The sequence below is a fragment of the Polaribacter pacificus genome (genome assembly GCF_038024035.1).
GTDB classification, from domain to species: domain Bacteria; phylum Bacteroidota; class Bacteroidia; order Flavobacteriales; family Flavobacteriaceae; genus Polaribacter; species Polaribacter pacificus.
Genome location: NZ_CP150664.1, coordinates 2,505,713 through 2,530,015, shown reverse-complemented (window position 1 = coordinate 2,530,015; position 24,303 = coordinate 2,505,713). Strand labels below are relative to the sequence as shown.

Here is a 24,303-nt window from a genome sequence, read left to right as displayed (position 1 = left end):
AAAGACACAAACTTAAAATCACTTAAAAGAGGAATCTAAATTTCAAAAAGAAAGCTGTATTTTTGCTTTCCTTAAATAAAAAAACAGATCTATGTTTCATAAAAATTTTAAATTAATCATTGCAGCACTTATCACAGCCTGGTCTGTATATGAATTTTCTCAAGTTCATATTATGAACGGAATTTCAATTTTATTGTTGGCGGGAATTTTTATCTTATTATACTTTAAAAACGAGTTTATATTATTAGCGTTTTTACAACTTCGTAAACAAAACTTTCCAGGAGCTCAAAAATGGTTATCCTATATTAAAAATCCAAGTGCAGCACTGACTAGAAAACAAGAAGGATATTATAATTTTCTACACGGAATTATGCTTTCTCAAACCAATATTTCTCAAGCAGAAAAATACTTAAAGAAAGCTGTTTCTTTAGGCTTATCTATGGGACATGATTTAGCAATGGCAAAATTGCAATTGGCAGGTATCGCAATGACTAAAAGAAGAAAACGCGAAGCAACCATGCTAATGAATGAAGCTAAAAAACTAGACAAAAATGGCATGCTAAATGAGCAAATAAAAATGATGAAACAGCAGATGAAAAAGATCTAAGCTCTTTTTCTGTTTCTTAAAACTAAAAAAACCGATGCGCTTGCATCGGTTTTTTTATATTCAAAATTAACTTAACCCTTAATCATCCAATCGAATAACACTTAAGTCTGGTTGATATTCTAGTAAGTACAAACCTCTATTTTCTGTCAGACCAAACATTCGTTTATGAAAATCAAACTTGGCCTGTAAACGATATGAAATCCCTTTTTTATAAGTACTGTTAAGTTGATCTCCTGATGCCATACGCATCACAACATCATAAGTTACATCAAAACCTCTAATAGCATCATCAGAAGGCAAGGCTTTGTTCTTTTTTAAGTATTGCTTGTTAAACACCCTTGCTCTTATCGCAGACTCATCCATAAACCGATCTGAAACATAGGTAAAACCTATATGTGCTAACTTATTGTGATTAACCATAGAAAATAAGCTCCCATTTTCAAAACTAAAAGCCTTTACAGCATAATTTATTTTTGGAGCCTGCTCCTCTCCATCTTTTGCTTTTTCTGGCTCAGGGAAACTAATCAAACTATTAACCACATCAGATGCAATCACTTTATTTTGACTAGCAATCAAAACCCAATTCTCTATATGAGTGGTATCAACCTTCATAACCTTTAAAAGTCGCTCTTGAGCAATATATCCATTATGAGGAACTATTTCATGCACAACATCAATAGAATCATGCTGCTTTAAAAACGTTGAAAGCTGTTTAACTTTAATCATAGAAGTTGCTGTAGAATCTCCAACAATAATGATGTTTTCATTACGGTAATTTTTTATCATATGAGATAATAATTTTTCCGTGTACAAATTCTTATCTGGCGCTGTCTTTACAATCTTTGATTTGGAGAAAGAAGATTGACTTCCAGAAAATACTGGATACACAACTGGTGCATTAACAGCTCCAGCTACCCTCTCTAACTCATCAGAATATAATGGACCAATAATTACGTCCATTTCTTTAAGACTTCTCTCATTGAGTAAGGTATTGATCTTGGTGTTTCTATCTCCTGTATCAAATACCTGCATCTTAGCCATTACACCTTGTTTTTGCAATGAATCAATGGCAATTTCTGCACCTAAATAAAAATCAGTGATAATATTTGCCAAACGGTCTTTAAAAATATCTGTAGCGCTTAAGGTATCAAAAACCTCTGCTCTAAAAGGCAATAATAAAGCCACTTTAAGCTCTTCAGAAAGCGCAATGGTATCTTTGTATATCTCTTGTATTTTCTCACCAGCAACTCGCTCTTTAATCTTAATAGTAGTACCTAATTTTAAACCGTCTTTTAAGGCTGGATTTAAAACTAGCAAATCGCTTTGTAAAACATTGTAATAACGGGTTAAACTATAAAAAGTATCTCCTTTTGCTACTTTGTGCATTACATAAATCTCACTAAGATCTTCTGTTGGGTCAAGTTGATCAATAATTGAATCTTTTTTTACTGTAGGATTGGTAACCAATACAGATTCTTTAGGATCTGAGCGTAAAATACCTTTCTTATTTGGAATAAAAATCTCAGTATCAGCAGTTAACTCTGATCCGATATTTGGATTTAAACGCAACAAATCTTTAGTAGTCATATCTAACTTACCAGCAATACTAGTAAGAGTCTCACCTTCTTGCACTTTATAAGTGATGTATTTTTTTTGCTGACCACAAGAAACAGCAAAACTTAAAACAAAAAGTGTGACAACGATTTTTAAATGTTTCATTCGAGATATTTTAATCATAAAAGATACTACTAAATTTAGAATATTAAAAACAGGGACTCTATACTAAAACGTATAATTATCAAATTAGTGTATTATTCCCACTCAATTGTCGCTGGAGGTTTTGAACTAATATCATAAACAACTCTGTTTACTCCTTTTACTTTATTTATAATGTCATTAGAGGTTTTTTGTAAAAACTCGTACGGTAAATTCACCCAGTCAGCAGTCATCCCATCTGTGCTTTCTACAGCTCGTAAAGCAACTACTTTTTCATAGGTTCTTTCATCTCCCATAACTCCTACAGAGTTTACAGGCAACAAGATTGCTCCTGCTTGCCAAACCTTATTATACAAACCACTATTTTTTAAGCCGTTTATAAAAATAGCATCGACTTCTTGCAAGATACTTACTTTCTCAGGAGTGATATCTCCTAAAATACGAATAGCCAAACCTGGCCCAGGGAAAGGGTGTCTTCCTAATAATTCTTTATCTATTCCCATAGAAGCACCAACTCTTCTAACCTCATCTTTAAAGATCATTCTTAGAGGCTCTACAATTTTTAGTTTCATAAAGTCTGGCAAACCTCCAACATTGTGATGACTCTTAATGGTTGCTGATGGTCCTCCGTTTACAGAAACAGACTCGATAACATCTGGATAAATGGTTCCTTGTGCTAACCATTTGGCGTCTTCAATTTGATTTGCCTCTTTATCAAAAACTTCAATAAAAGCATTTCCTATGGCTTTTCTTTTTGCTTCTGGATCAGAAAGTCCGGCCAAAGCAGTCATAAAATGAGAAGAAGCATCCACTCCCTTAACATTTAAGCCCATGCCCTCATATTGCTTTAAAACTTCGGTAAACTCATTTTTTCTCAGCAACCCATTATTTACAAAAATACAATGCAAATTAGATCCTATTGCTTTGTGCAACAAAACTGCAGCTACGGTAGAATCAACACCACCAGACAAGCCTAAGACTACTTTATCTGTACCTACTTTTTCTTGAATGTCAGCAACCGTACTTTCTACAAATGAATTAGCTGTCCAAGTTTGAGCTACGCCAGCAATATGAACTAAAAAGTTTTCTAAAAGCTGTTTTCCATCCGTAGAGTGATACACTTCTGGGTGAAATTGAATTGCATAGGTTTGCTCTCCCTCTATTTTATATGCTGCATTTTCTACATCGTGAGTACTGGCCAAGCGAACACCATTGGTAGGCAATTCTTTAATTGTATCTGAGTGACTCATCCATACTTGACTACCCATTTGAATATTTGCAAAAAATGGCTCTTCTTCTTTAACATAAGACAGATTAGCTCTTCCGTATTCTCTTGTATTAGATTGACCAACCAAACCACCAGAAAAATGAGCAAGATATTGAGCGCCATAACAGACTGCCAACATAGGTTTATGCCCTCTAATTAAAGATAAATCTGGATGCGGTGGGTTCTCAGACCTTACAGAATAAGGGCTTCCTGATAAAATTACCGCTTTAAAAGTTTCTAGGTTCTTTGGAGGATTGTTAAAAGGGTGAATTTCACAATAAATGTTTAACTCTCTAACTCTTCTCGCAATCAGCTGTGTGTATTGCGATCCAAAATCTAATATAAGTACGTTGTCTTTTTGCATGCACAAAAATACTATAAGATTTTAGAATTTTTTATATCTAAAATCATTTTTTTTCAATGAAACCTAAAAAATAATGAACTAAAATTTATAGACAATAGCATTGATATTCATACCGGCTCCCACAGATGCAAAAAGGACGATATCTCCTTTATTAACACGGTGATTTTCAATCTTCCCTTGAAGCACTAAATCTAATAAAGTTGGGACAGTAGCCACAGAACTATTACCGAATTTTTGTATGTTCATAGGCATAATTCCCTCTGGAACTCCCATTTTAAAGAGTCGATAAAAACGTTTCACAATGGCTTCATCCATTTTTTCATTGGCCTGATGGATAAATATTTTTTTAATATCATTTATAGAAACACCACTTTTATCCAATGCCGCCTTCATCGCAAGCGGGACATTTACCAAGGCAAATTCATAAATTTTTCGACCATTCATTTTAATATAGCGCACATCTGAATCTTCTTTTTTATCAAATGATTTACCAAAAGATAAATAATAAGCTTCGTCTTTAGAAAAAGTTTGAGTAGAATGACTTAAAATTCCGGCAGTAGAACCCTCTGAAGCTTCTACTACAGAAGCACCAGCCCCATCACTAAAAATCATAGTATCTCTATCGTGCTGATCTACAACCCTAGATAGCGTTTCTGCTCCAATCACCAATACTTTTTTAGCCATACCCGCTTTGATAAAAGCATGGGCTTGAATAACACCTTCTATCCAACCTGGACAACCAAACAAGATATCATAGGCTACACAATTAGGGTTTTTTATTTTTAATTGGTGTTTTACTCTTGTAGCAATACAAGGTAAAATATCACTCTGAATGGCAGCGCTTTGAACATCACCAAAGTTGTGTGCTAAAATAATATAATCCAATTCTTCTGGATTGACCCCTGATTTTTCTATGGCTTTTTGAGCTGCAAAAAAAGCAATATCTGATGTAGCGTATTTAGTATCAACATACCTACGCTCATCAATACCTGTTATATTTTGAAATTTTTGAATAATTTCTTCATTTGAAGCTTCAAAAGGAGTTCCATCTTCATTTAAAAAACGATGCTTCAAAAACTGGTCATTCTTTTGAACAATTGTTGGGACATAACAACCTGTACCTGTAATAATCGTGTTTTGCATTTTTATTTTAACTTTGATTTCTACACAAAATAACACATTTTATGCTTTTAAAAAGTAATTTTAAGAGGCTATTTTTAATTTTTTGAAGAATTGAAAATTTAAGCCCTACTTTTTTGAGGATTTGAAATTTTTCAGTTACTTTTTTGCTTATTGATACAGATTAAATTTAACTTGCATGACGGTAGCAATTGATCGAGCTCTAGCGATCATCTGATCAGCTTTAAGTCCTTCAAAAGAGTCATTTATAGTTGCTAGCAAATAGCCTAACCACAAATCAAAATGCTCTTTCTTAAAAGGTAGTTTTTGGTGAACATCTATATGTTTTTGCAATACATTATTACTATAAGATCTAGTGTCCAACAATAAATCTTCCCAAAAGTCAGTAATAATTTCTAAGTGTTTTTCTAGGTGATTAGATACTACAATCTCATCAAAAAAAGGATACATCTGTTCATCAGCTAACAATTTTTCATAAAACTGAGAAATAATTTGTTTTATATCTTCTCTTGTTGTGATGTCTGGTTTCATTCTAAAGGTTTGAACTATCAAATGAGAACGGCAATAAATCTAGTAAAGAATCCGTTTGAACAACCTTACCAACTTCTCCCATAAAGTAAATTTCTATTGGCTCTTTTTGATTAATCTCATATTCTGAAAGGGTTTGTCTACAAGCGCCACAAGGACCTATCGGCTTGTCTACCAAATGTGTTTTAGAACTAGCAGAAATGGCCAGTTTAAGCACTTTAACTCCAGGGAAATCTGAACCTGCTTTCCAAATAGCAACACGCTCAGCACACATTCCAGATGGATAAGCTGCACTTTCTTGATTGTTTCCAGTAATTATTTGACCGTTTTCTAATAGCAATGCTGCACCTACATAAAACTTAGAATAGGGAGCATAAGCTTTTTCTCTTGCAGCAATCGCCTGCTGCATTAAGTGTTTAATCTCCTTTGAGAGTTCATCAAAATTCTCATATAATGAGGCAGAGGTAATAAGGTCAATTTTCTTCATCTATACAGTATCTCTATACAAACGAAGGTACTAATAATCTTCGTAAATATCTCCTAAATCAAAAGAGAGTGAAAATCGCAAAGTATTTTCTAAAGGATGGTTAATGCTAGAGGTATTAATTAAATACGACATATCTAAAGAGAATGAACGCGCTTTAAAGCCTCCACCCATGGTAAAATACTGTCTACTTCCTTTGTCTTCACTTTCATGATAATAACCTGTTCTCAAAGCAAAGGCTTTATTGTACAGGTATTCTGCACCAAAAGCGTACGTAAACTCTTTTAACTCTTCACTAAATCCATCAGGTGCATCTCCGAAAGATGAAAAAATCCCTTCTGCCCATCCTTTATCTTTATCAGAATTGTCTGGCTGTGGAGTTGGCACTAATAATTTAGTTGTTTCTAAATTTAAGGTAACGGTATTAAAATCATCAAAAATAAAATCAAAACCTCCACCTAGTTTCAAATTAGTAGGAATAAAATCTTCTTTATTTGCAACATATGAAACCTTTGGTCCAATATTCGAAATAGCAAAACCTAAACGATAGCGACCATCAAATTGCGAAAAATAGTGTTCTGATGATTGGTAAAACCCAGAAATATCTACAGAAAAAGAATTTACAGCACTGTTGTCTGGGTCTTGTACACTAAGTTTATAATTAGAGTGGATATAACGTAACCCAACCCCCATAGAAAAGTGCTCACTTAACTTTAAGGCATAGGTTCCAGAAATAGCAAACTCATTAGGATTCTCTGTTCCGATAGGATTTCCTTGATTATCTGTTAACTCAATTTTTCCAAGTGAAAAATATTTAAAATCAACACCCCAAGCTGCATTTTCTTTAAATCGATTTACATACGACACGCCCCCGACAAAAATATCATCAACTAAGTTTCGCAACCAAGGAGTATAATTTGCTCCAATAGAAATTTGATTGGTATTAAAAGCTATTTTAGAAGGATTGTGAAATAACGAAAAAGCATCTGAAGATGTAGCTACACCTATATCTCCCATTCCTCCAGCTCTTGCATCTGGAACGATTAATAAAAATGGTGCTGCCGTTGTAATCGGATTGGCTGTTGTTTGTGCTTTTACCGGAGCTAGAACTCCAATAATCAATAATAATATTAATCCTTTAATTTTCATGTTTTATAGTCTCTTATGGTGTTGCAAATATCCTACTTTTATCAAAGTATTACTAATTTTTCATACTTTTCTGCAGATTGATTGCTCCTAGTTGATCTAACTTTAAGTTTATAAATATATACTCCTTTTCCAATTTTATTTCCAAAATCATCCAAACCATTCCAAGTAATACTTCTAGATAAATTACTAGAAGTTTGCACTGTTTGATTAATCGTTTTTATGAGCTTCCCAGAAATTGTCATTATTTGTACCTGAACCTCTAAGGGTTCATTTGGCATGTTGTGCTCGAACCAAAATTCTGTAAAACTCACAAAAGGATTGGGATAATTCAATACTTTCTCTAGGGTCAATCCACTTTGACTAACCGACACAAAGTTTAACGAGGTTTCAGATGAATTATTATATGTATCCCATGCTTTAATTTTAATGGAATGTGCTCCTGCAGATAAATCTCTTAATTGATAGACTACTTTTCCTTGGGTAAAATCATTCAACTCCGTTTCATAAAAATCATTCAACACTATGGGATTGGCTTGATCACCGTCTACAATGGCAATAATATCATGATCTATAGCTGTGATTGAAGTATTGATCCCGCTTGGATCAGAGAGATGAATAATCAAACTTGGCGAGGTGGTAGTGGTTCCGCCATCCACAAAAGATTCATCATTCATAAAAACTTTGAGCTGTGGTCCATCTTCGTCATCAATTGCATTTGGATTAACTCCCCCAACAACCACTTCAAAATTTGCTCCAGCTTTGTCTTCAACACCGTTTTCTGCATAAAAACTTAACTTTCCTTTTCCATAAGCAACTTTAATATCTTTAGGCACAATAAAATCAAAACTAAATGCTCCGTTTTGAACGGTCGCCTTGCCTTTAAAAAGCTTACTACTTTGAGAGTCAAAGGTCATTTTCACCCCAAAACCATTGTTATCTAGGGTTGTTTTATCAATCGATTTATCATAGACTGTGGTAGACAAAGTTCCATTAAAACTTGTAAGTGGTTGATTCGTTTGATCTGTTACGATCCCCTCAAAACGCACTTTTGACAAAGCTTTTAAGGTATCAATGGATTGTGAAATAGCGACCCCATTCATTTTAGTTAATACCACATTAGGTTTTGGAATCGCCAAATGCATCGCCGGATCTCCGAGGTAATAGATAAAATATTTTTGAAAATTTGTAAAACCATTTTTAGCGAGTCTTAATGATTCAGCAATGCTCACTTGTTGGTTATCGTATTGCAAAAGTATATTGAGTAATCGCTCATTAAAATTTTGACCCACCGAGATAAACACTTCTCTGGTAGTGGTTATTAGGCTTGCAGCACCACCATTGCTGTTCCAGAAAATCAATTCTCCAGCGGTGGTCCTTAAAGGATTGTCAAATCTAGAAAACTCACAGGTTACCGTAATAAACAAAGGCAGTGTTTTTGGATTGTTTAGATTTTGAATCTGAGGTACATCTAAAATTCGCTCACTGGCAAAACCATCTTCTCCCCCGTGCCCAAAATAATCAAACACTAAGGTTCCTTTTTCTATGGCATTGGTAATGGCTGTGTTTACTTGTGGATAGCGTTCACCTCCTGATGAATTTTCTTGTTTGTATGCATCCGCATAAATTTTATTGACATTAAAGATCCCTCTATTTTTTTTGATAGAATCTGCAATACGTTCAACTCCAGATTGAATATAATCCTCTCCAGCTTCATCAGTATCATCAGCTAATAAAGTGATGGTATTTCTCCAATCTCCAAATGAGGATGTGTTGTAATAACTTAGAATCTTGGTAACAACTTCAGCTGCTTGTTGAACTGTAGACACTGGTATTCTACCTGTAGCTACATCTAGCGTATGAGAGGTCTGCATGCCTCCCTCATCTGCATCTAGCATCCCAAAATAATCATCAGTTACGTAAGAAGTTGCCAAGTTAAAACTTTCAAAAGACTGATAAACAGGCACAATATTGGTGTTGTTTCCTATTCGATCTTTATAATCATAAGAACCATCACCAAAAAAACAAACATATTGAAGTTTGGTTGCAGAAGACGAATTACTATCATAGATATTTTTTATAAAATCGCGAATAGCTGTTAAATCTTTTGAACCTGAACTAAATTCATGATAGATTTCATCCAGTAAAACTACTTTGGTTTTTAACCCAGAATTTGTGCTGTGAAAATCAGCAAGTCTCTGCGCTTGACTTTCTAACTCATTATTAGTTATCAAGAGGTAATTGATGTCTTTAAGGGCATGAAGATTTTGATTCGAAACCTTTGGATTGTCTAAGGCCGAGGGAGAATAATAATCAGTATCTACAAGTGCTACATACTCTTTTAAGCTACCTCCTAATGCCTTAAAACCATAGTTAACATCTGTGGTATTGTCTGTTATTGCAAAAGGCTGTAATGGATTGCTTACATCCCATATTTGACGCACTTTCTCTGCATCAGCAATCACATACTGAACAACCCCATTGGTATTAAATGCATCAAAACTTCTAAAAGAAAATTGTTTTGATCCAGCAATCAAGCGCTTTTTTCCGACAATCTCTATAAAATCTAAATAGGCTTTAGCCGCTGGATTTCCGCCGTTATTGTAGTCAATAATCACATCAATCACATTATTAGAATTGTTTATTGTGGTATTGCGTTGAGTTGTATAACCCAAGGTTAATGAACCTGCATTTACAGTTTGAAAAGGAATTATAAATTGATTGGTTGCATTCACAGTAATATTCATAGAAGATGCCAAAGAAGAAATAGCGGCACCACGAACACTAATTGAAATAGGAGAATTGGCAACAGCTTTATCAAAAGGGATAGAAAAACTTTGGGTATTTTGAACACTAAAATCCTCCCCAAACCATTGAGTACCTATGGCAAATAAGTTTCTTGTTTCTTTTTCATGAAAAACAAAATCATCAAAGATTGAAATGTTTTTAATTGCAGGATCAGTGATTTCAGTTGCTTCATTAATTCGCTTACCTACTCCTTCTGTTACTGTGATGTAATAATATGCTTTATCCTCATAAAGATTTTGTTTATGAGTTGCTTTTTGTAGACTCGGGTTTACTGACCAACTATGAGCACCAACCCCATAAAAAAGCACATAATCTGTCTCATGAAAAACTCCGTCTGTCTCTCCTTCTACATAGATGGCAGTTTCTTGCAAATCATCGTATCTAAAATCACTGATTTTTTCTGGCAACATAGCACCTCCATTCCCAAATACTCTAATGTTTTTTGGATCGAGTGTGCTGGTATTAATCCCTAATTTTGTTAAAAACTCTTTATCTAGTTTAAAGACTCCTGTTGTATCTATTGAAAACTGATACCAATCTCCATTTGACAAAACACTCGTGGTTTGAGCATTTGCAGAAACGATAGAAAAAACAAAAATTAAAAGTAATAACAGGTATCTCTTCATAAAATAGTCTCCAGTTTTGATCTGTTTATTTAGCTCTTTAAAGATGAACGCAAGATTACTTATAATAACCTAAAAAAGCAATGTTTATTATCTTCTTCTTTTAAAATTTTGTGCAAATTGTACTACATTTACAAGAACAATCAAAATGCAATTTAAAGAACTTTAGACACTTTTCTTTTTACAATGACCATAGCAAATCTTTACAAACTTTACGCCCAACATTACTTAGTAGATACAGATACGCGTTCAATACGTGAAAATACACTTTATTTTGCATTAAAAGGAGCTAATTTTAATGGCAATACATTTGCCCAAGAAGCCCTTAGTAAAGGTGCATTGTATAGTATTGTTGATGAAAAGGACTATGCAACTTCTGATCAAATAATTTTAGTTGACAATGTATTAGAAACCTTGCAGCAACTAGCTAGCTACCATAGAAATCAACTTGGGTTGCCAATAATTGCCTTAACAGGGAGCAATGGTAAAACAACTACAAAAGAACTGATTCATAGTGTTCTTAAAAAGAAATTCACAACAACAGCAACCAAAGGGAACTTAAACAATCATATTGGAGTTCCACTTACCTTGTTATCCATGACTCCCAAAACAGAAATCGGGATTGTAGAAATGGGTGCTAATCATCCAAAAGAGATTGCTTTTTTATGCCAAATAGCCCAACCAAATTTTGGTTACATCACTAATTTCGGGAAGGCTCACTTAGAAGGATTTGGAAGTCTTGAAGGAGTGATTGAAGCAAAATCAGAATTGTATAACTATCTTAAAGAAAACAATGGAATTGCTTTTGTAAACCCAAAAGATGCGAAACAGGTAGAAAAAACAATAGAATTACAAACTCAAGAAATAAATTTCAATCAAATTAAATTGCTTGAGGTAAATCCTTATGTTAAAGTAGGATTAAACAAGTTACAGATACAAAGTCATTTGATTGGGACCTATAATTTTACAAATATTGCAGCTGCGATTACTATTGGGCATTATTTTAAAGTGTCTAATGCTAACTGCAAAGATGCGCTCGAAAAATATATCCCCGAGAACAATAGGTCACAAGTAATTAAAAGCAATGAAAACACCATTATTTTAGACGCGTACAATGCCAATCCAACAAGCATGTCTGCCGCCTTAGAAAGTTTTAGCAATTTACAAGCTGTAAATAAATTGATTATTCTAGGCGATATGTTTGAGTTGGGGTTAGATAGTGAAATTGAACATCAAAAGATCGTCGAGAAACTAGAGCAATTAAATTTTACAAATTGCTTCTTGGTTGGTAAACTTTTTATGAAGACTAAATCAAGGTTTACAAAATTAAACAGCACCAAAGAGTTAAAAGAATTGTTTACTGTACACCCACCTAAAAACTATTCAATTTTAATCAAGGGATCAAGAGGTATGGCTCTTGAACAAATTGTAGCCCTTATTCCATAATGTTTTTGCTGTGAAAAGCAACCAAATTATCAATAGGTCTTTGTATAACATCTGTAATAACCAATTGATACTTGCTGGCTACTTGCTCTAAAATATCTTTAAAATAATAAGCGATAGAACCAATAAAATAAATAGGAGTTTCTGCTGTTTTATTATAAGGTAAGATTCTATATTTAAAAAAGTGCACAAAGCCTTTTTTGATCATTTTTTTAATGTACTTCTCATCTTTAAACTCAAACATAAATTTAGCAAAACTGGCCAAATACATATTTGGATTAGGCTGCCTGTATAAGTTAAACTTAACCGTATCTACATCCAAATCAAACTGTTTGTTAAACTTTACAGCAATATTCTTCGGCATTTTCTCATAATAATAATCTCGTAGCAACTGTTTCCCGAAAAAATTACCGCTAGCTTCATCCATTAAGGTATATCCTAAAGAAGCTGTTTTCATTTCTAGTTCTTCTCCATTAAAATAACAACTATTAGAGCCCGTCCCTAAGATGCATACTAATGCAGGATTAAGACCTGTAGAAGCATAAACAGCAGCCAACATATCTTCTGCTACTACTACTTTTGCTTTTGGAAATATATCTTCTAAGATCGTTGACAAAATTGCTACAGGTTTTGGTGTACCACAACCTGCTCCATAAAAATAAATAGCAGAAACAGTCTCTTTCACCTCCATGAGCTGAAACATATTTACGATTCTATTTGTAAGTTCTTTTGGAGCTATAACAGCTGGATTCAACCCTAGGGTTGTGACCCTAAATACTTCATTTTTATTGGAGTCTATTGCAATCCAATCTGCTTTGGTTGATCCACCATCTGCTATTAATATCATCTAAGTGTGTTTAACAATCAAATATATCACAAGCATGTCTAATACACAACGTTCTCTGAAAAAGAAACTAAAAATTTCTTAGTTGAATGGAAACAGAAAAAATAAAAAAATTCTACTAAAATTTAAATACAAGCTTTAATAGAAATATTACTATAAACTTACGCTTAAAAGCTTTATTAAAGCAATAAATTAATTGACACTAACAGGTTTATCTAACTTTTCATATATAGAATTATTAGAGATATACTCAGGAACAAGTTGTTTTATGAGAGTAATAACTTGCTGACTATCTTGATTCTCATTGGTTTTACAAATATCACAAATCAGTTGCTTTGTTAATGCAGTATCAATGCAAACTGTTTTAGCAATCATAATTTTATCATGATAGGTTGGGATAGTATTTTCACCGGTAGCTAATAGCTCTTCATACAGTTTTTCACCAGGTCGTAAGCCTGTAATTTCTATATCAATCTCATCTGGGTATTTAAAACCTGAGAGATTGATCATTTTTTTGGCAATTTCATAAATCTTAACAGATTGTCCCATGTCAAAAATGTATATCTCACCACCTTCTCCCATGGTCCCTGCTTCTAATACAAGGCAGCAAGCCTCTGGAATGGTCATAAAATAGCGGGTAATATCTTTATGTGTAACTGTTAATGGCCCCCCTTTTTCTATTTGCTTTTTAAACAAAGGAATCACAGAGCCATTTGAACCAAGAACATTACCAAAACGGGTAATGGTAAACTTAGTTTTAGTGTTTTCTTCACTTACAGAGCTTATATACATTTCTGCTACACGCTTAGTAGCTCCCATTACATTTGTAGGGTTTACAGCCTTATCTGTTGAGACCATCACAAAGCGCTCTACATTATATTTTATAGACAAATCAACAATGGTTTTTGTGCCTCCAATATTTATTTTGACCGCCTCATAAGGGCTCTCCTCCATCAAAGGAACGTGCTTGTATGCTGCAGCATGATATACCTTTTCTGGGCTAAACTCTTTAAAAATGCCCTCCATTCTTTTTATATCACGAACATCTGCTACAATTGAAGTGAAATTTTGAATATTCTTTTGCAACAGCTCTTGCTGTAACTCATACAATGGTGATTCAGCTTGATCTACTAATATCAATTTCTTATATTTATATCGACTTAACTGCCTAGAAATTTCACTCCCGATAGATCCAGCAGCTCCTGTAACTAGAATTATTTTGTCGTTAACATCCCGTTTTAAAATTGGGTTATCAATTAAAATAGGCGCTCTATCTAATAAATCTTCAATTTTAACATCTCTAATTTGGTTTACCTGTAAATCTCCACCAATCCATGTTGATAATGGAGGCACTATTTTTACTTCTACATCATAAGGAGTAAAATAATCTGTGATTTCTAGGAGTCTTGAGGGCTTAATATTCTGAATAGAAATAATGATTTCATCAATATGGTTCTTTTCAATAAACTCATCGGTTACCTTTTCTAAACCGTAAATCTTGATCCGATCTATTTTTTTATTAATCTTACGTTCATCATCATCAATAAACCCGAGAACATCAAAATTATTTTTTGTATCTCTATTTAAAGCTCCATAAGTAATGATTCCTGAATCTCCTGCACCGTATATCAAAACATTTGAAACAACACCCAACTCCGTATTTATAATTTCGTAAAAGGATTTAAATACAAAACGACTTAAAATTAAGATAAAAATAGTGACTAAGTAATGAATAATAATAACTGAAACTGGAATCGTAAATGTAGGAAAGAAGTTAAACGCCCTATTTATAAATACAGAAAAAGAAGTTAAAGTCACTAAAAAAGTTGCCGCTAAAAACACATTAAACACATCTCGTGTACCTGTATGTCTTACAATTCCTTTATAAGATCCCACAACCAAAAAACTAATCAGTGATAATAAGATTATAAAAGGTAACTGAAAAAGCAAATTGCTTACTTCAAAATCAAAACTTGCGTTAAAGCGAATGAAATAAGCAAAAATAAATGATAGGCAAACCAAGAATACATCAATTCCTAAAACCAACCACCTTGATGCATATTTACTTAAATTTTTAAGGATAAATCTTTTAAACATAGTATTTCTTTTCAGAGGCTAATTTACAATAATTAATAATGTATCAATTTACATTAACTAAAAAAAGTATTACTTAAAAAAAATTACAATATTTCTCTAATTGATTTAGAAATTCGTTCTCTATCAATATCAGTCAAATTTGATCCTGATGGCAAACAAAGCCCCGTTTCAAAAAGAGTTTCTGCAACATTTCCTCCAAAATATTGACAATCTTTAAAGACAGGTTGTAAATGCATAGGTTTCCACAATGGACGGGATTCTATATTGTCTTTTTCTAATTTCAACCTCAACTCTTCACTAGTAAACCCTGTAATTTTGGAATCTATAATTATACAACTTAACCAGTGATTTGAGAAAAAATCTCTTGTAGGTTCTTTAAAAACAGTAACACCGGCTACATCATTAAAAAAAGACTCATAAAATTGATGATTCTTTCTTCTTAATTCTACATGCTTGTCTAGCACTTCCATTTGACCTATACCAATCCCTGCAAGCACATTACTCATTCTGTAATTGTAGCCTATTTGTGAATGCTGGTAATGAGGTGCATTATCTCTTGCTTGAGTCGCTAAGAAAACAGCTTTTGCCTTTATTTCTAAATTCTTAGTAACTAAAGCTCCTCCTCCAGAAGTAGTAATAATTTTATTGCCATTAAATGATAAAATTCCAAAATCTCCAAATGTACCACATTTCTGCCCTTTATATGTTGAACCTAAAGCTTCTGCGGAATCTTCTATAAGAACAATCGAATACTTTTTAGCAATTTTTAAAATTTCATCAATTTTTGCAGGCATTCCGTACAAATGCACCACAATAATAGCTTTTGGTTTTTTACCTGCAGCTATTCTAGCTAAAATAGCTTCTTCTAAGGCCACAGGACACATATTCCAGGTATCCTTTTCACTATCAATAAAAATAGGTTTTGCTCCTTGGTAGGTAATTGGGTTAGCTGAAGCAGAAAAAGTAAAAGATTGACATAAAACTTCATCTTTTGATTTAACACCGGCTAAAATTAAGGCTAAGTGCAGGGCTGCAGTCCCAGAAGACAAACAAGCAACTTCAGTATCTTCTTTTAAATATTCTTTTAAATCTAATTCAAATCCATTAACATGAGGCCCCAAAGGTGCGATCCAATTTGTTTCAAATGCTTCTTGAACATATTTTTGTTCTGTCCCACCCATGTGTGGAGAGGAAAGCCATATTTTATCTTGCATAATTAATAATTGGTTCTAAAGACTGTATTTATAATAATTTTAATATCACCTATAAATGTACGATTGTAATAATAATCTAAATTTATTTTCACTTTATCAGGATATATTATTTTGTTATTATATTCTATAGGGTTATCAACAGTCGCTAATATTTCTTCTTCATTTGAATATTTTAAACTTGCAGGCCCAGTAATCCCTGGTTTTAATTTTAAAATCAAACGATCTTCACCATCGAGTTTATCAGCATAACCGGGAACGTCAGGTCTTGGTCCCACTATACTCATATCTCCTTTTAATACATTCCAAAGTGCAGGTAATTCATCTATCTTATACTTTCTTAGTTTTACTCCTAAAGGAGTTATTCTACTTTCGCCTGCTATCGAAACTGACGATCCAGATTGATCTACAATCATTGTTCTAAACTTGATCATTTTAAAAAGTTTACCTTTCTTCCCTATTCTTTCCTGTATAAATAATGGGGAACCACCTGGCATTTTAATGTAAACCAAAAAAAATATCATTATTAATAAAGGTAATAAAACAATCAGTCCTAATAGAGACATAAGTGTATCAAATAACTGTTTCATTTATTTTATTTTAAAAAAGGAAATCTTATAATACCTGCTAGAGACCCAAAACCATATGAAATATGTAAAATTATAAAAGAAACAAATAGATATAAAAATTTAATCTTCTTATTATAATTTATATTTACACACACAGAAATTATTAATCCAAGATAAGTAATTAGTGATATAACTGCTATATAAAAAATAGGCTTCCATAAAAATCCACCTATAACAGGTAATATTAACGAAAGAATAAAAATTAAAGGTATAAAGTGACGTATTGATAATGAGTCAACCATTTTAGTGTAAAATACAGTAAAAATATTCCATTTACCGTTTTCATAGTTGTTTTTAGCTACTCCATTAAATGTCTCTCTAGCATAATATATACAGTTAGTATATGGTAATAAGTATATTTTACCTCCATTACGCTTCAAACGCTTATTAAATTCAATGTCTTGGTTTCTCTTAAGTTTTACGTTATAGTTTCCAAACTTCTCAAAGACTTCTTTTTTATAACATCCAAAAGGCACAGTATCTACTTCTTGAACATCTTTAACTCCTATTCTAAATAAAGAGTTACCTACTCCATATTTATTTGATAAAACTTCTTTTATTGCTAATGTTTTATTGTTTTTATTAAAAACATCTGTGATACACGCAACTCCTACATTATCAGCTCCTAATTTATCAAGATTATAAACTAAGGTTGATACGTAATCAGTTGGGAAATACGAATGTGCATCTATTCTTATAATTATATCTCCTATTGCTTTTTCTATCCCCAAATTCATTGCATACGGAACAATTTTATCTTGGTTATGTAATAACCTGATATGATTGTGTTTTTTTTGATAACTAGTTATAATTTCTTTTGTTTTATCTATACTCCCTCCATCAACAAATAATACTTCTAAATTATTTTTATTATAATCTTGTTTTAAAATAGATTTAATACAATTCTTTATATATTTTTCTTCGTTAAAAACTGGGCAAATTACGCTTACCATCTCCTTAATTTATTAAAGTTATAAACTTTTTAATTTACTACTAATTACATTATTTTTTTCTTATAAAGAATCGTGAAATTTATATCTTCACAAAGGTACTAACTTATTACTTGGTTTTATAAAAGTTTTATTTCTTTTTAATTTTGCTCTACTATATTAAATAATCTTAATCTTATCATTAGGTATATCTTGATAATTTAACAGTACATTGTGTTCAGTAGATAAATATAAAAAATATAATAAAACTAAATAAAATAGGATAATACCTTTCTCTCCTATTCACTCACTTAATAGACCTAAACCCAAGTTCTCAAATAGTTAAGGCGAGTGATCTAAAAGCTTGATTTATAAGATTTGGCAGCCCTATTTATTTTAACGATAGTGATGACCACTATGTCGAATAGTTAAAACATATGTGATTCGTTCATAAACAAGATACAAAGCATCTAAGATGAGATAGTAATTACCTGTCAACAGCACTTATAGTACCAATGAACTCCTAATAACTGGATCTAAAATCATATTTACACTTAAATCTGAAAATGCAAATTTTGTAACATCCTTAAATAACCACATTTTTCATCATCTGTGGTTTTATTAAAACTAAAAATTTCTCCAATTTATCTAAATACAATTACCTCAAAATATTATTGTACAAATTAATAAGCTTTTTCTTTTCTATGTTCCAGTTAAATTTTTCTAAAACTGCTTGCCTACCATTTTTACCCATTCTTTCAGACTCATTTGGGTTTTTGATAACGTAGTCAATTGCATCAGCTATACTTTTAGTGTCAATCGGATTGACACATACACCACACTCATTCTCCTCAATAATAGATTTCCACAGCTTAATATCAGAGGCTATCACTGGAATTCCTGCTGCCATATATTCAAACATCTTTACCGGTAAAGAATCTAAATAATTTATTAATGGATGAAGAGTAACCAACCCTGCTTTTGAATTTTTATATACTAATGCTACTTCTTTTCTATTCAAATATCCCAATTCGTTAACCTTATCCCAAGATTTATTGGTTTTTACTTTTTTTTCAAACTCCAATTCAAAAAACCTTCCTGCTAAAGCAAGTTTAGTGGTATTTAAATAGGATAAACTTTCAACCATTTCCCAGATTCCTCTAGCCTCTGTTAATCCTCCTGTGTAGCAAACTTGGTCTTTCTTATCTTCCCAAACTGATGTTCCAGAAAACTCTTCTACAATTGGGTAATTATTGACATCGACACAATTTTTATTAATTTTTAAAACCTTGTTTCTAATATAAGGAGTTGCTGCGATTATAAAATCAAACTTTTTAAATACCCTTTTTTCATACAATCTAATAAGTAGAGCTAAGATTTTTGCTATATATTTATTTAGATAAGGTTTCCCCAATAATTGTTTTGGAAAATCTTCATGCGCATCAAACACAACAAATTTACCTTTTTTCTTTAGCTTGAGTCCAGCAGGTATCAATTCAGGATCGTGTATGTGATATATATTAGCATCAATTTCTAATGCTTTTTTGTAAACCACTCTGGGAGAAAACACTAGTCTTTTAAGTCTACCCTTTTTTTTTCCTACACTTAAAATTTTAACTCGATTTACTATTTCATCTTCTTTTTCATCTGCAACAATTAGATAAACACTATAATTTTCTATTTCTGCTAATGCAGAACATTCCTTCACAAAAATTCTAGTATCGTATCTTGGATGCACAGAAGTTAAATGAGCAATTTTTATTTTTTTCTTCAAAATTTGTAATATATTTAATTATACAATAATAATTGTTTTAAAACAAGTCTACTATTTTTACTTTCTATAAAAATATTTTATTCAATTTGTTTTATAAAAAATAAATACATTTAGACTGTGTTTTTATTTCGTATACTGATATTTTAATAATTCAATAATTTTTTCATAAGTTTCATTGTGTTCCCTTTTCATAAATGAACTATTGTGCCAGAGCAAAGTGAAGTTTCCATTATATTTTTTCACTTCATTAAGTATTATTTTTAAATCTTCAAGCATTTTTATAGGTCTTTTGTTAAAGTGCTCTGAAGCTACCTCCATAGCCAATAAAGGATTTTCTTTTAATTCTAATTTTTCTCTGTTTATAAAATCAAACACACTGTATTTATAGCAACTTCCTGTTCTAAAACCAAAACATTTATTAAATCCAATAGAACTATCTTCTTTTAACCCAACATCATCCCAAATTTGCCAAGAATTGGGTAGGTTTATTCTTAAATAGTGTTGCCTTCCCTCAACAATTTTTGTAGCTACTTTTGATTCTAATCTCTTTTTTTCTTTTAATACTTGTTCCCTGTCTAAAAAAGAATTGTAGCTTGGATGTAAACCAATTATATGACCTCGTTTTCTTATTTTCTCATATATCTCTATTGCTTTTTTTTCATTATAACTGTATCGAACATCGTACTCATTTTTTTTACCCGGGATAAAATAAAAATGTGATTTTACATCAATAGATTCTGATAAATCCATCAAATAATCAAAAGTATCATAATTGTCATTCATTTTATTAGCTAAAATGTAAATAACATCTTTAACTGTTTTAAAAAATGACTTTATACTTTTTCTTAAAATTAAGTCTCCAACAATTGCCTTTATTACTTTTTTTAGACTATCATATCTAGCAATTAAATCTACATCATGTGTTATAATTGGCGTAAATTCACCAATTTGTTTAGGAGAAATGCCTATTTTATTTAAAAGAACGCAAAGTAATGATGCATATTCATTAACCAAAGGTCTATAATGTAAGTTATTTTGCACAATCCAAGAGTTGTCATCTATAAATCTTTGGTGGTGATCTTTTTCCTTAATAACATACTCTTCCCATCTTGATAAAAAAAAATAACTAGATGCAAATATATCGAAATAGCATTTAAGATTATTCGTCTCAAGTGTAATCTTTGGCTCCCCGTAAGGAAAAGTATATTCTTTTGATAAATAAGTAAAAAACATTGGTTCCTTGGGGAGGTACTTTAGCTTTAAATAATCGTCCTTTATGTTTGTAAAAAAAGAATCTATAAAAGTAATTTTCTTATTATTTTGAGTATTTAAAAAAACATAATCATTATCTTTTGATACTTCAATTTCATAATCATAGAAACATAAAAACTCTTCTAGTAAAACTTCTAGGATATATTTCTTTTCTAAAAAAAAATTTTTATTTACTGAAATTTTAAGCATTATATTAAATCTTAAAGATGACTAAATTTTAAAGTCTTTACCCAAAATACGAATTGTATAAATTTCATCCTCATACAACCACAGTAAAACAATAGCAATTAACAATCCATGTGTTAACAAAGTAGAGAACAAGTCAGAAGCCATAAACAATGCATTTATAGGTAAAAAAACAATTGACAACACCATATATTTTTTACTTTTCTTACCTACAATATTAATAATATTTAAGAAAACTATTGCTAAGAATACATAAAAAAAAATCCCAAAATAACTTGCATGCATAAAACCTGTTGCAATAAAACCAGTATTCGCAGACATTCCTATAACCCCAAGGTAATTACCTATTACAAATGCAGGATCTAAACTATAAGGATAGATGAAAAATTGTTTTAAAATACTATTTGACCAATATACATGTTCATGATTTGAAAAGAATTCGAGATAAGTAAAGTTTAGATGTATTGGCACAAAAAAAAGCCTTCGAATAACAATAGAACCCAAAAGATTAACACCTTCAAGCATAGAAAACACTGTTACAACAAGAAACAATAAAAATAAACTACCAAGTAAAAACAACTTCCTATTTCTTTCTGAAAGTTTAAAAAGAAAATTAAAAAAGAAAATTAAAAAAATACCAGACAAAACTTCCTTATGCCCAGATAAAGCGAAAACAACTAGAATAAAAAAGATAGATACAACTAATCCTATTATATTTTTTTTTGCAAATGCCCAAGCATATATAATTACTAAAAATATTTTCATTACCCAGCTATTTAAATAGCCGAAAAGCCCTGAACCACTTGCTCCTTCAAATTCTTCTCTAAAGTCATAGACCTCAGTTAAGCTTAGAACCACTTTCCCACCTGTAGAAATATAATAGTTAAATATTACAACTAGAATTGCCAGGAGTGAAATTGCAATTACAATTACTTTTCCTTTCGGATAAGGTTTTATTTGTTTTAGAGTTCCTTCAAAAACAAATAATAATATTAAAAAATAGGGTAAAACTAAAGTAAAAAAATCTAACGTGCTTTTACCCGCCAATTCATAAAATACAATTGTTGGTAGTATATAAATAAAAAATAATAAGTAAAAAATCTCATAGATATATATATCCTTTTTAGTTAATAAAAAAACATAACCAAATATGTATACTAACCAGCCAATTATATAATTTGTAAAAGAAAAGTCAAATAGAAAACCTGAATAACCATAGTTTAATGATACAACATTAACATATGCGTATTCTAGAATTAATTTTATTAAAACTAACAAACTAAATTCAAAAAAATTATTTTTTAAAATTATCAAAATAAAAATATTATAAAAAAGTTAGTACCTTAAATAACAGAATTAATGGTTTTTATTTACTGAATAGAATAACCACCATCAATTTTCAAGTTTTGTCCGGTTATCCATTTAGAATCAATAGACAATAGAAATAATACCGCAGGAACTATATCTTTAACACTTCCGACACCTAAAGGGTGCATATTTTCTATTTCCATAATATTAGTTTCTGATAATTGATCAAATAACTGCTGTGTCATTGGCGTTTTTACAACTCCAGGTGATATGGCATTAACCCTTATTTTTCTTTTAGCTAACTCTAAAGCCGCAGCCTTCACAACTCCTAATACAGCTGCTTTTGTTGCGCAGTAACCGACCTTCCCTGGCTGACCCAGTTCTCCCATAACAGACGAGAATAAAATGACACTCGCATCTTCGTTACTATATTTTTTTTTGGAAAAAATCCGCAATAACTCAATACCTGAGAATACATTAATTTCGAAAATTGATCTTATTTTATCAGCTTTATAAACGCTTAAAGGGATTGTTTCTTCTTTTCCTGCACAATGGACAAACCCATCAAGCTTTCCTTTTTCAGATACAAATTGGGTTATTAATTCTTCTAGGCCTACTGTATTTGCTAAATTAAATGAACGAAAAATAAAAAAATTAGATTTAATTAATTCACTATCCTTTATCTTTGATTCATCTCTTCCAACACCAATGACTTCAGCTCCTTGATTTAAAAGACTCAATGCTACAGCTTGACCAATACCGGAAGTGGCTCCAGTAATTATAAATTTTTTATTTTTTAAGTTTAAATACTTCTTTTCCATCTGCTAAAAATATTACTATTTTAAATAATTTTTATACGCTTTTTGAAACTCACATACTCGTTCTTCTTCATCACTCAACTCCCCATCATAATTAGAATATCGAACCCCTATCTGAACCTTTTGACATATCTCTTTATCTTCATCAAAAACTTTTCGATTAAAATCAATTAATGACTGCTCATATACTTTTTGAATTGGTTTTTTATCTTCAATAGGATTTAATATTTTTGTCATAAAAACATAGCTCGTAAAAATAGAAGACTCGGAATCTATAGGTGTTATAGTAGATAAATTAAATGAAATACCATACGTAGATGAAATTAAAGTATTAGGAAATAACATTAAATGTTCATATCCTTCAATTTTGTACGGTCTTTCTTGAAATGGTTTATGAACTCTAAGCAACTTTTTATCATCTTCTCTTAACTTTAAAGGAGCTCTCCAAGTTGAATGATTATTAATAAAATTAAATTCCATTCCTGAAGGTTCTAACCTTTTTAAGGTCTCTTCATGAATTAAATTTACATGATAACTTTCTAAAGTATTCTCAACTAATATTTTCCAATTCGCTTTAATGGTTATTTTATTTACATCAATTAACTCTCCAAAAGCACCAGTAATTTCTTCTACTTCAGTGTATAATTCTCCTAAATACTCTTTTAGACTCAGTAAATCATCTGAAACTTTTACAAAAACAAGCGCCCCACAAGTTTCTAATTGATACTCTTTGAGTTTTAAACACACTAACTCTTCTTTGGTGAAATTAAATAATGGCTTTTTAGGAATTCCTTTAGGAATACCTTTTTTATCATAAGCCCACCCATGATAAGGACACATTAATGACCTATTTCCTTTTTCAACAGTTTGAATTATAGAATGCCTGTGAGAACAAACATTCTTAAAAGCCTTAATAACACCTCTAAGATTTTGGACTACAACTGGAACGCCACCAATTTGGGCCGTGATAAAATCATTTTCTTTTAAAAGATCCTGTTTAAAACAAACAAAGTTCCAAGTACTCCCAAAAAGCTCAATTTGTTCACGATTCAGTGTTTTTTCATCAAAATACTCTTTTGGTTTTATTAATGCTTTCATAACGGGAGTTT

The 24,303-nt window shown here is 31.5% G+C and carries 19 protein-coding genes; 2 read left to right on the top strand and 17 right to left on the bottom strand.

What is annotated here, in order from left to right; translation table 11 throughout:
- Positions 1–91 precede the first annotated feature (91 nt).
- The gene (locus WHC90_RS11495) at positions 92–607 is read left to right on the top strand and encodes a DUF2892 domain-containing protein (protein WP_188599221.1); all 516 of its coding nucleotides are present in this window, start codon (positions 92–94) and stop codon (positions 605–607) included.
- Positions 608–685: 78 nt separating this feature from the next.
- Here WHC90_RS11495 and WHC90_RS11490 read toward each other — a convergent pair whose 3' ends face one another.
- The 7 genes from WHC90_RS11490 to porU form a co-directional block, all read right to left on the bottom strand.
- Positions 686–2,326, bottom strand: coding sequence for a LysM peptidoglycan-binding domain-containing protein (locus WHC90_RS11490; protein ID WP_188599222.1), 1,641 nt, complete (start codon positions 2,324–2,326; stop codon positions 686–688).
- Between the two features lie 92 nt (positions 2,327–2,418).
- Positions 2,419–3,954 (bottom strand): glutamine-hydrolyzing GMP synthase, encoded by a 1,536-nt coding sequence (guaA, locus tag WHC90_RS11485; RefSeq protein WP_188599223.1) that lies wholly within the window; start codon positions 3,952–3,954, stop codon positions 2,419–2,421.
- A 78-nt stretch (positions 3,955–4,032) separates the two neighbouring features.
- Positions 4,033–5,097, bottom strand: coding sequence for a 3-oxoacyl-ACP synthase III family protein (locus WHC90_RS11480; protein WP_188599224.1), 1,065 nt, complete (start codon positions 5,095–5,097; stop codon positions 4,033–4,035).
- A 147-nt stretch (positions 5,098–5,244) separates the two neighbouring features.
- On the bottom strand, positions 5,245–5,625 hold the full coding sequence (locus WHC90_RS11475) for a group III truncated hemoglobin (RefSeq protein ID WP_188599225.1): 381 nt from the start codon (positions 5,623–5,625) through the stop codon (positions 5,245–5,247).
- Between the two features lies 1 nt (position 5,626).
- A complete protein-coding gene (gene cdd, locus WHC90_RS11470; protein ID WP_188599226.1) occupies positions 5,627–6,109 on the bottom strand; it encodes a cytidine deaminase in 483 nt (160 codons plus the stop codon).
- 30 nt (positions 6,110–6,139) lie between these two features.
- Positions 6,140–7,255: a type IX secretion system outer membrane channel protein PorV gene (gene porV, locus WHC90_RS11465; protein ID WP_188599227.1), complete on the bottom strand. Its 1,116-nt coding sequence runs from the start codon at positions 7,253–7,255 to the stop codon at positions 6,140–6,142.
- A gap of 41 nt (positions 7,256–7,296) precedes the next feature.
- Positions 7,297–10,686, bottom strand: coding sequence for a type IX secretion system sortase PorU (gene porU / locus WHC90_RS11460; protein ID WP_188599228.1), 3,390 nt, complete (start codon positions 10,684–10,686; stop codon positions 7,297–7,299).
- A gap of 183 nt (positions 10,687–10,869) precedes the next feature.
- Here porU and WHC90_RS11455 point away from each other — a divergent pair, with 183 nt between their 5' ends.
- Complete coding sequence (locus WHC90_RS11455; RefSeq protein WP_188599229.1) at positions 10,870–12,129, top strand: UDP-N-acetylmuramoyl-tripeptide--D-alanyl-D-alanine ligase; 1,260 nt, start codon at positions 10,870–10,872, stop codon at positions 12,127–12,129.
- Here the strand turns inward: WHC90_RS11455 and WHC90_RS11450 are convergent.
- The 10 genes from WHC90_RS11450 to WHC90_RS11405 form a co-directional block, all read right to left on the bottom strand.
- Complete coding sequence (locus WHC90_RS11450; protein WP_188599230.1) at positions 12,119–12,973, bottom strand: N-acetylglucosamine kinase; 855 nt, start codon at positions 12,971–12,973, stop codon at positions 12,119–12,121. The genes WHC90_RS11455 and WHC90_RS11450 overlap by 11 nt on opposite strands.
- Positions 12,974–13,162: 189 nt before the next feature.
- The gene (locus WHC90_RS11445) at positions 13,163–15,067 is read right to left on the bottom strand and encodes a polysaccharide biosynthesis protein (protein WP_188599231.1); all 1,905 of its coding nucleotides are present in this window, start codon (positions 15,065–15,067) and stop codon (positions 13,163–13,165) included.
- An 83-nt stretch (positions 15,068–15,150) separates the two neighbouring features.
- Positions 15,151–16,281: an aminotransferase class I/II-fold pyridoxal phosphate-dependent enzyme gene (locus WHC90_RS11440; protein ID WP_188599232.1), complete on the bottom strand. Its 1,131-nt coding sequence runs from the start codon at positions 16,279–16,281 to the stop codon at positions 15,151–15,153.
- 2 nt (positions 16,282–16,283) lie between these two features.
- The gene (locus WHC90_RS11435; RefSeq protein WP_188599233.1) at positions 16,284–16,868 is read right to left on the bottom strand and encodes a sugar transferase; all 585 of its coding nucleotides are present in this window, start codon (positions 16,866–16,868) and stop codon (positions 16,284–16,286) included.
- 5 nt (positions 16,869–16,873) lie between these two features.
- Complete coding sequence (locus WHC90_RS11430) at positions 16,874–17,860, bottom strand: glycosyltransferase family 2 protein (protein ID WP_188599234.1); 987 nt, start codon at positions 17,858–17,860, stop codon at positions 16,874–16,876.
- Positions 17,861–18,494: 634 nt separating this feature from the next.
- Positions 18,495–19,610: a glycosyltransferase family 4 protein gene (locus WHC90_RS11425; protein WP_229664939.1), complete on the bottom strand. Its 1,116-nt coding sequence runs from the start codon at positions 19,608–19,610 to the stop codon at positions 18,495–18,497.
- Between the two features lie 123 nt (positions 19,611–19,733).
- A complete protein-coding gene (locus WHC90_RS11420; RefSeq protein WP_188599235.1) occupies positions 19,734–21,071 on the bottom strand; it encodes a polysaccharide deacetylase family protein in 1,338 nt (445 codons plus the stop codon).
- A 21-nt stretch (positions 21,072–21,092) separates the two neighbouring features.
- Complete coding sequence (locus tag WHC90_RS11415) at positions 21,093–22,382, bottom strand: O-antigen polymerase (protein ID WP_188599236.1); 1,290 nt, start codon at positions 22,380–22,382, stop codon at positions 21,093–21,095.
- A 56-nt stretch (positions 22,383–22,438) separates the two neighbouring features.
- A complete protein-coding gene (locus WHC90_RS11410; protein WP_188599237.1) occupies positions 22,439–23,197 on the bottom strand; it encodes an SDR family NAD(P)-dependent oxidoreductase in 759 nt (252 codons plus the stop codon).
- 15 nt (positions 23,198–23,212) lie between these two features.
- The gene (locus tag WHC90_RS11405; RefSeq protein WP_188599238.1) at positions 23,213–24,292 is read right to left on the bottom strand and encodes an aromatic ring-hydroxylating oxygenase subunit alpha; all 1,080 of its coding nucleotides are present in this window, start codon (positions 24,290–24,292) and stop codon (positions 23,213–23,215) included.
- Positions 24,293–24,303 lie beyond the last annotated feature (11 nt).

What these genes read in the sequence shown, in the direction of transcription:
- WHC90_RS11420 (WP_188599235.1), bottom strand. Translation starts at nt 21,071, where the DNA reads ATGCTTAAAATTTCAGTAAATAAAAATTTTTTTTTAGAAAAGAAATAT.
- WHC90_RS11435 (WP_188599233.1), bottom strand. Translation starts at nt 16,868, where the DNA reads ATGAAACAGTTATTTGATACACTTATGTCTCTATTAGGACTGATTGTT.
- WHC90_RS11455 (WP_188599229.1), top strand. Translation starts at nt 10,870, where the DNA reads ATGACCATAGCAAATCTTTACAAACTTTACGCCCAACATTACTTAGTA.
- porV (WP_188599227.1), bottom strand. Translation starts at nt 7,255, where the DNA reads ATGAAAATTAAAGGATTAATATTATTATTGATTATTGGAGTTCTAGCT.
- WHC90_RS11480 (WP_188599224.1), bottom strand. Translation starts at nt 5,097, where the DNA reads ATGCAAAACACGATTATTACAGGTACAGGTTGTTATGTCCCAACAATT.
- WHC90_RS11450 (WP_188599230.1), bottom strand. Translation starts at nt 12,973, where the DNA reads ATGATATTAATAGCAGATGGTGGATCAACCAAAGCAGATTGGATTGCA.
- WHC90_RS11490 (WP_188599222.1), bottom strand. Translation starts at nt 2,326, where the DNA reads ATGAAACATTTAAAAATCGTTGTCACACTTTTTGTTTTAAGTTTTGCT.
- WHC90_RS11475 (WP_188599225.1), bottom strand. Translation starts at nt 5,625, where the DNA reads ATGAAACCAGACATCACAACAAGAGAAGATATAAAACAAATTATTTCT.
- cdd (WP_188599226.1), bottom strand. Translation starts at nt 6,109, where the DNA reads ATGAAGAAAATTGACCTTATTACCTCTGCCTCATTATATGAGAATTTT.
- WHC90_RS11430 (WP_188599234.1), bottom strand. Translation starts at nt 17,860, where the DNA reads ATGGTAAGCGTAATTTGCCCAGTTTTTAACGAAGAAAAATATATAAAG.
- guaA (WP_188599223.1), bottom strand. Translation starts at nt 3,954, where the DNA reads ATGCAAAAAGACAACGTACTTATATTAGATTTTGGATCGCAATACACA.
- WHC90_RS11445 (WP_188599231.1), bottom strand. Translation starts at nt 15,067, where the DNA reads ATGTTTAAAAGATTTATCCTTAAAAATTTAAGTAAATATGCATCAAGG.
- WHC90_RS11440 (WP_188599232.1), bottom strand. Translation starts at nt 16,281, where the DNA reads ATGCAAGATAAAATATGGCTTTCCTCTCCACACATGGGTGGGACAGAA.
- WHC90_RS11405 (WP_188599238.1), bottom strand. Translation starts at nt 24,292, where the DNA reads ATGAAAGCATTAATAAAACCAAAAGAGTATTTTGATGAAAAAACACTG.
- WHC90_RS11495 (WP_188599221.1), top strand. Translation starts at nt 92, where the DNA reads ATGTTTCATAAAAATTTTAAATTAATCATTGCAGCACTTATCACAGCC.
- WHC90_RS11410 (WP_188599237.1), bottom strand. Translation starts at nt 23,197, where the DNA reads ATGGAAAAGAAGTATTTAAACTTAAAAAATAAAAAATTTATAATTACT.
- porU (WP_188599228.1), bottom strand. Translation starts at nt 10,686, where the DNA reads ATGAAGAGATACCTGTTATTACTTTTAATTTTTGTTTTTTCTATCGTT.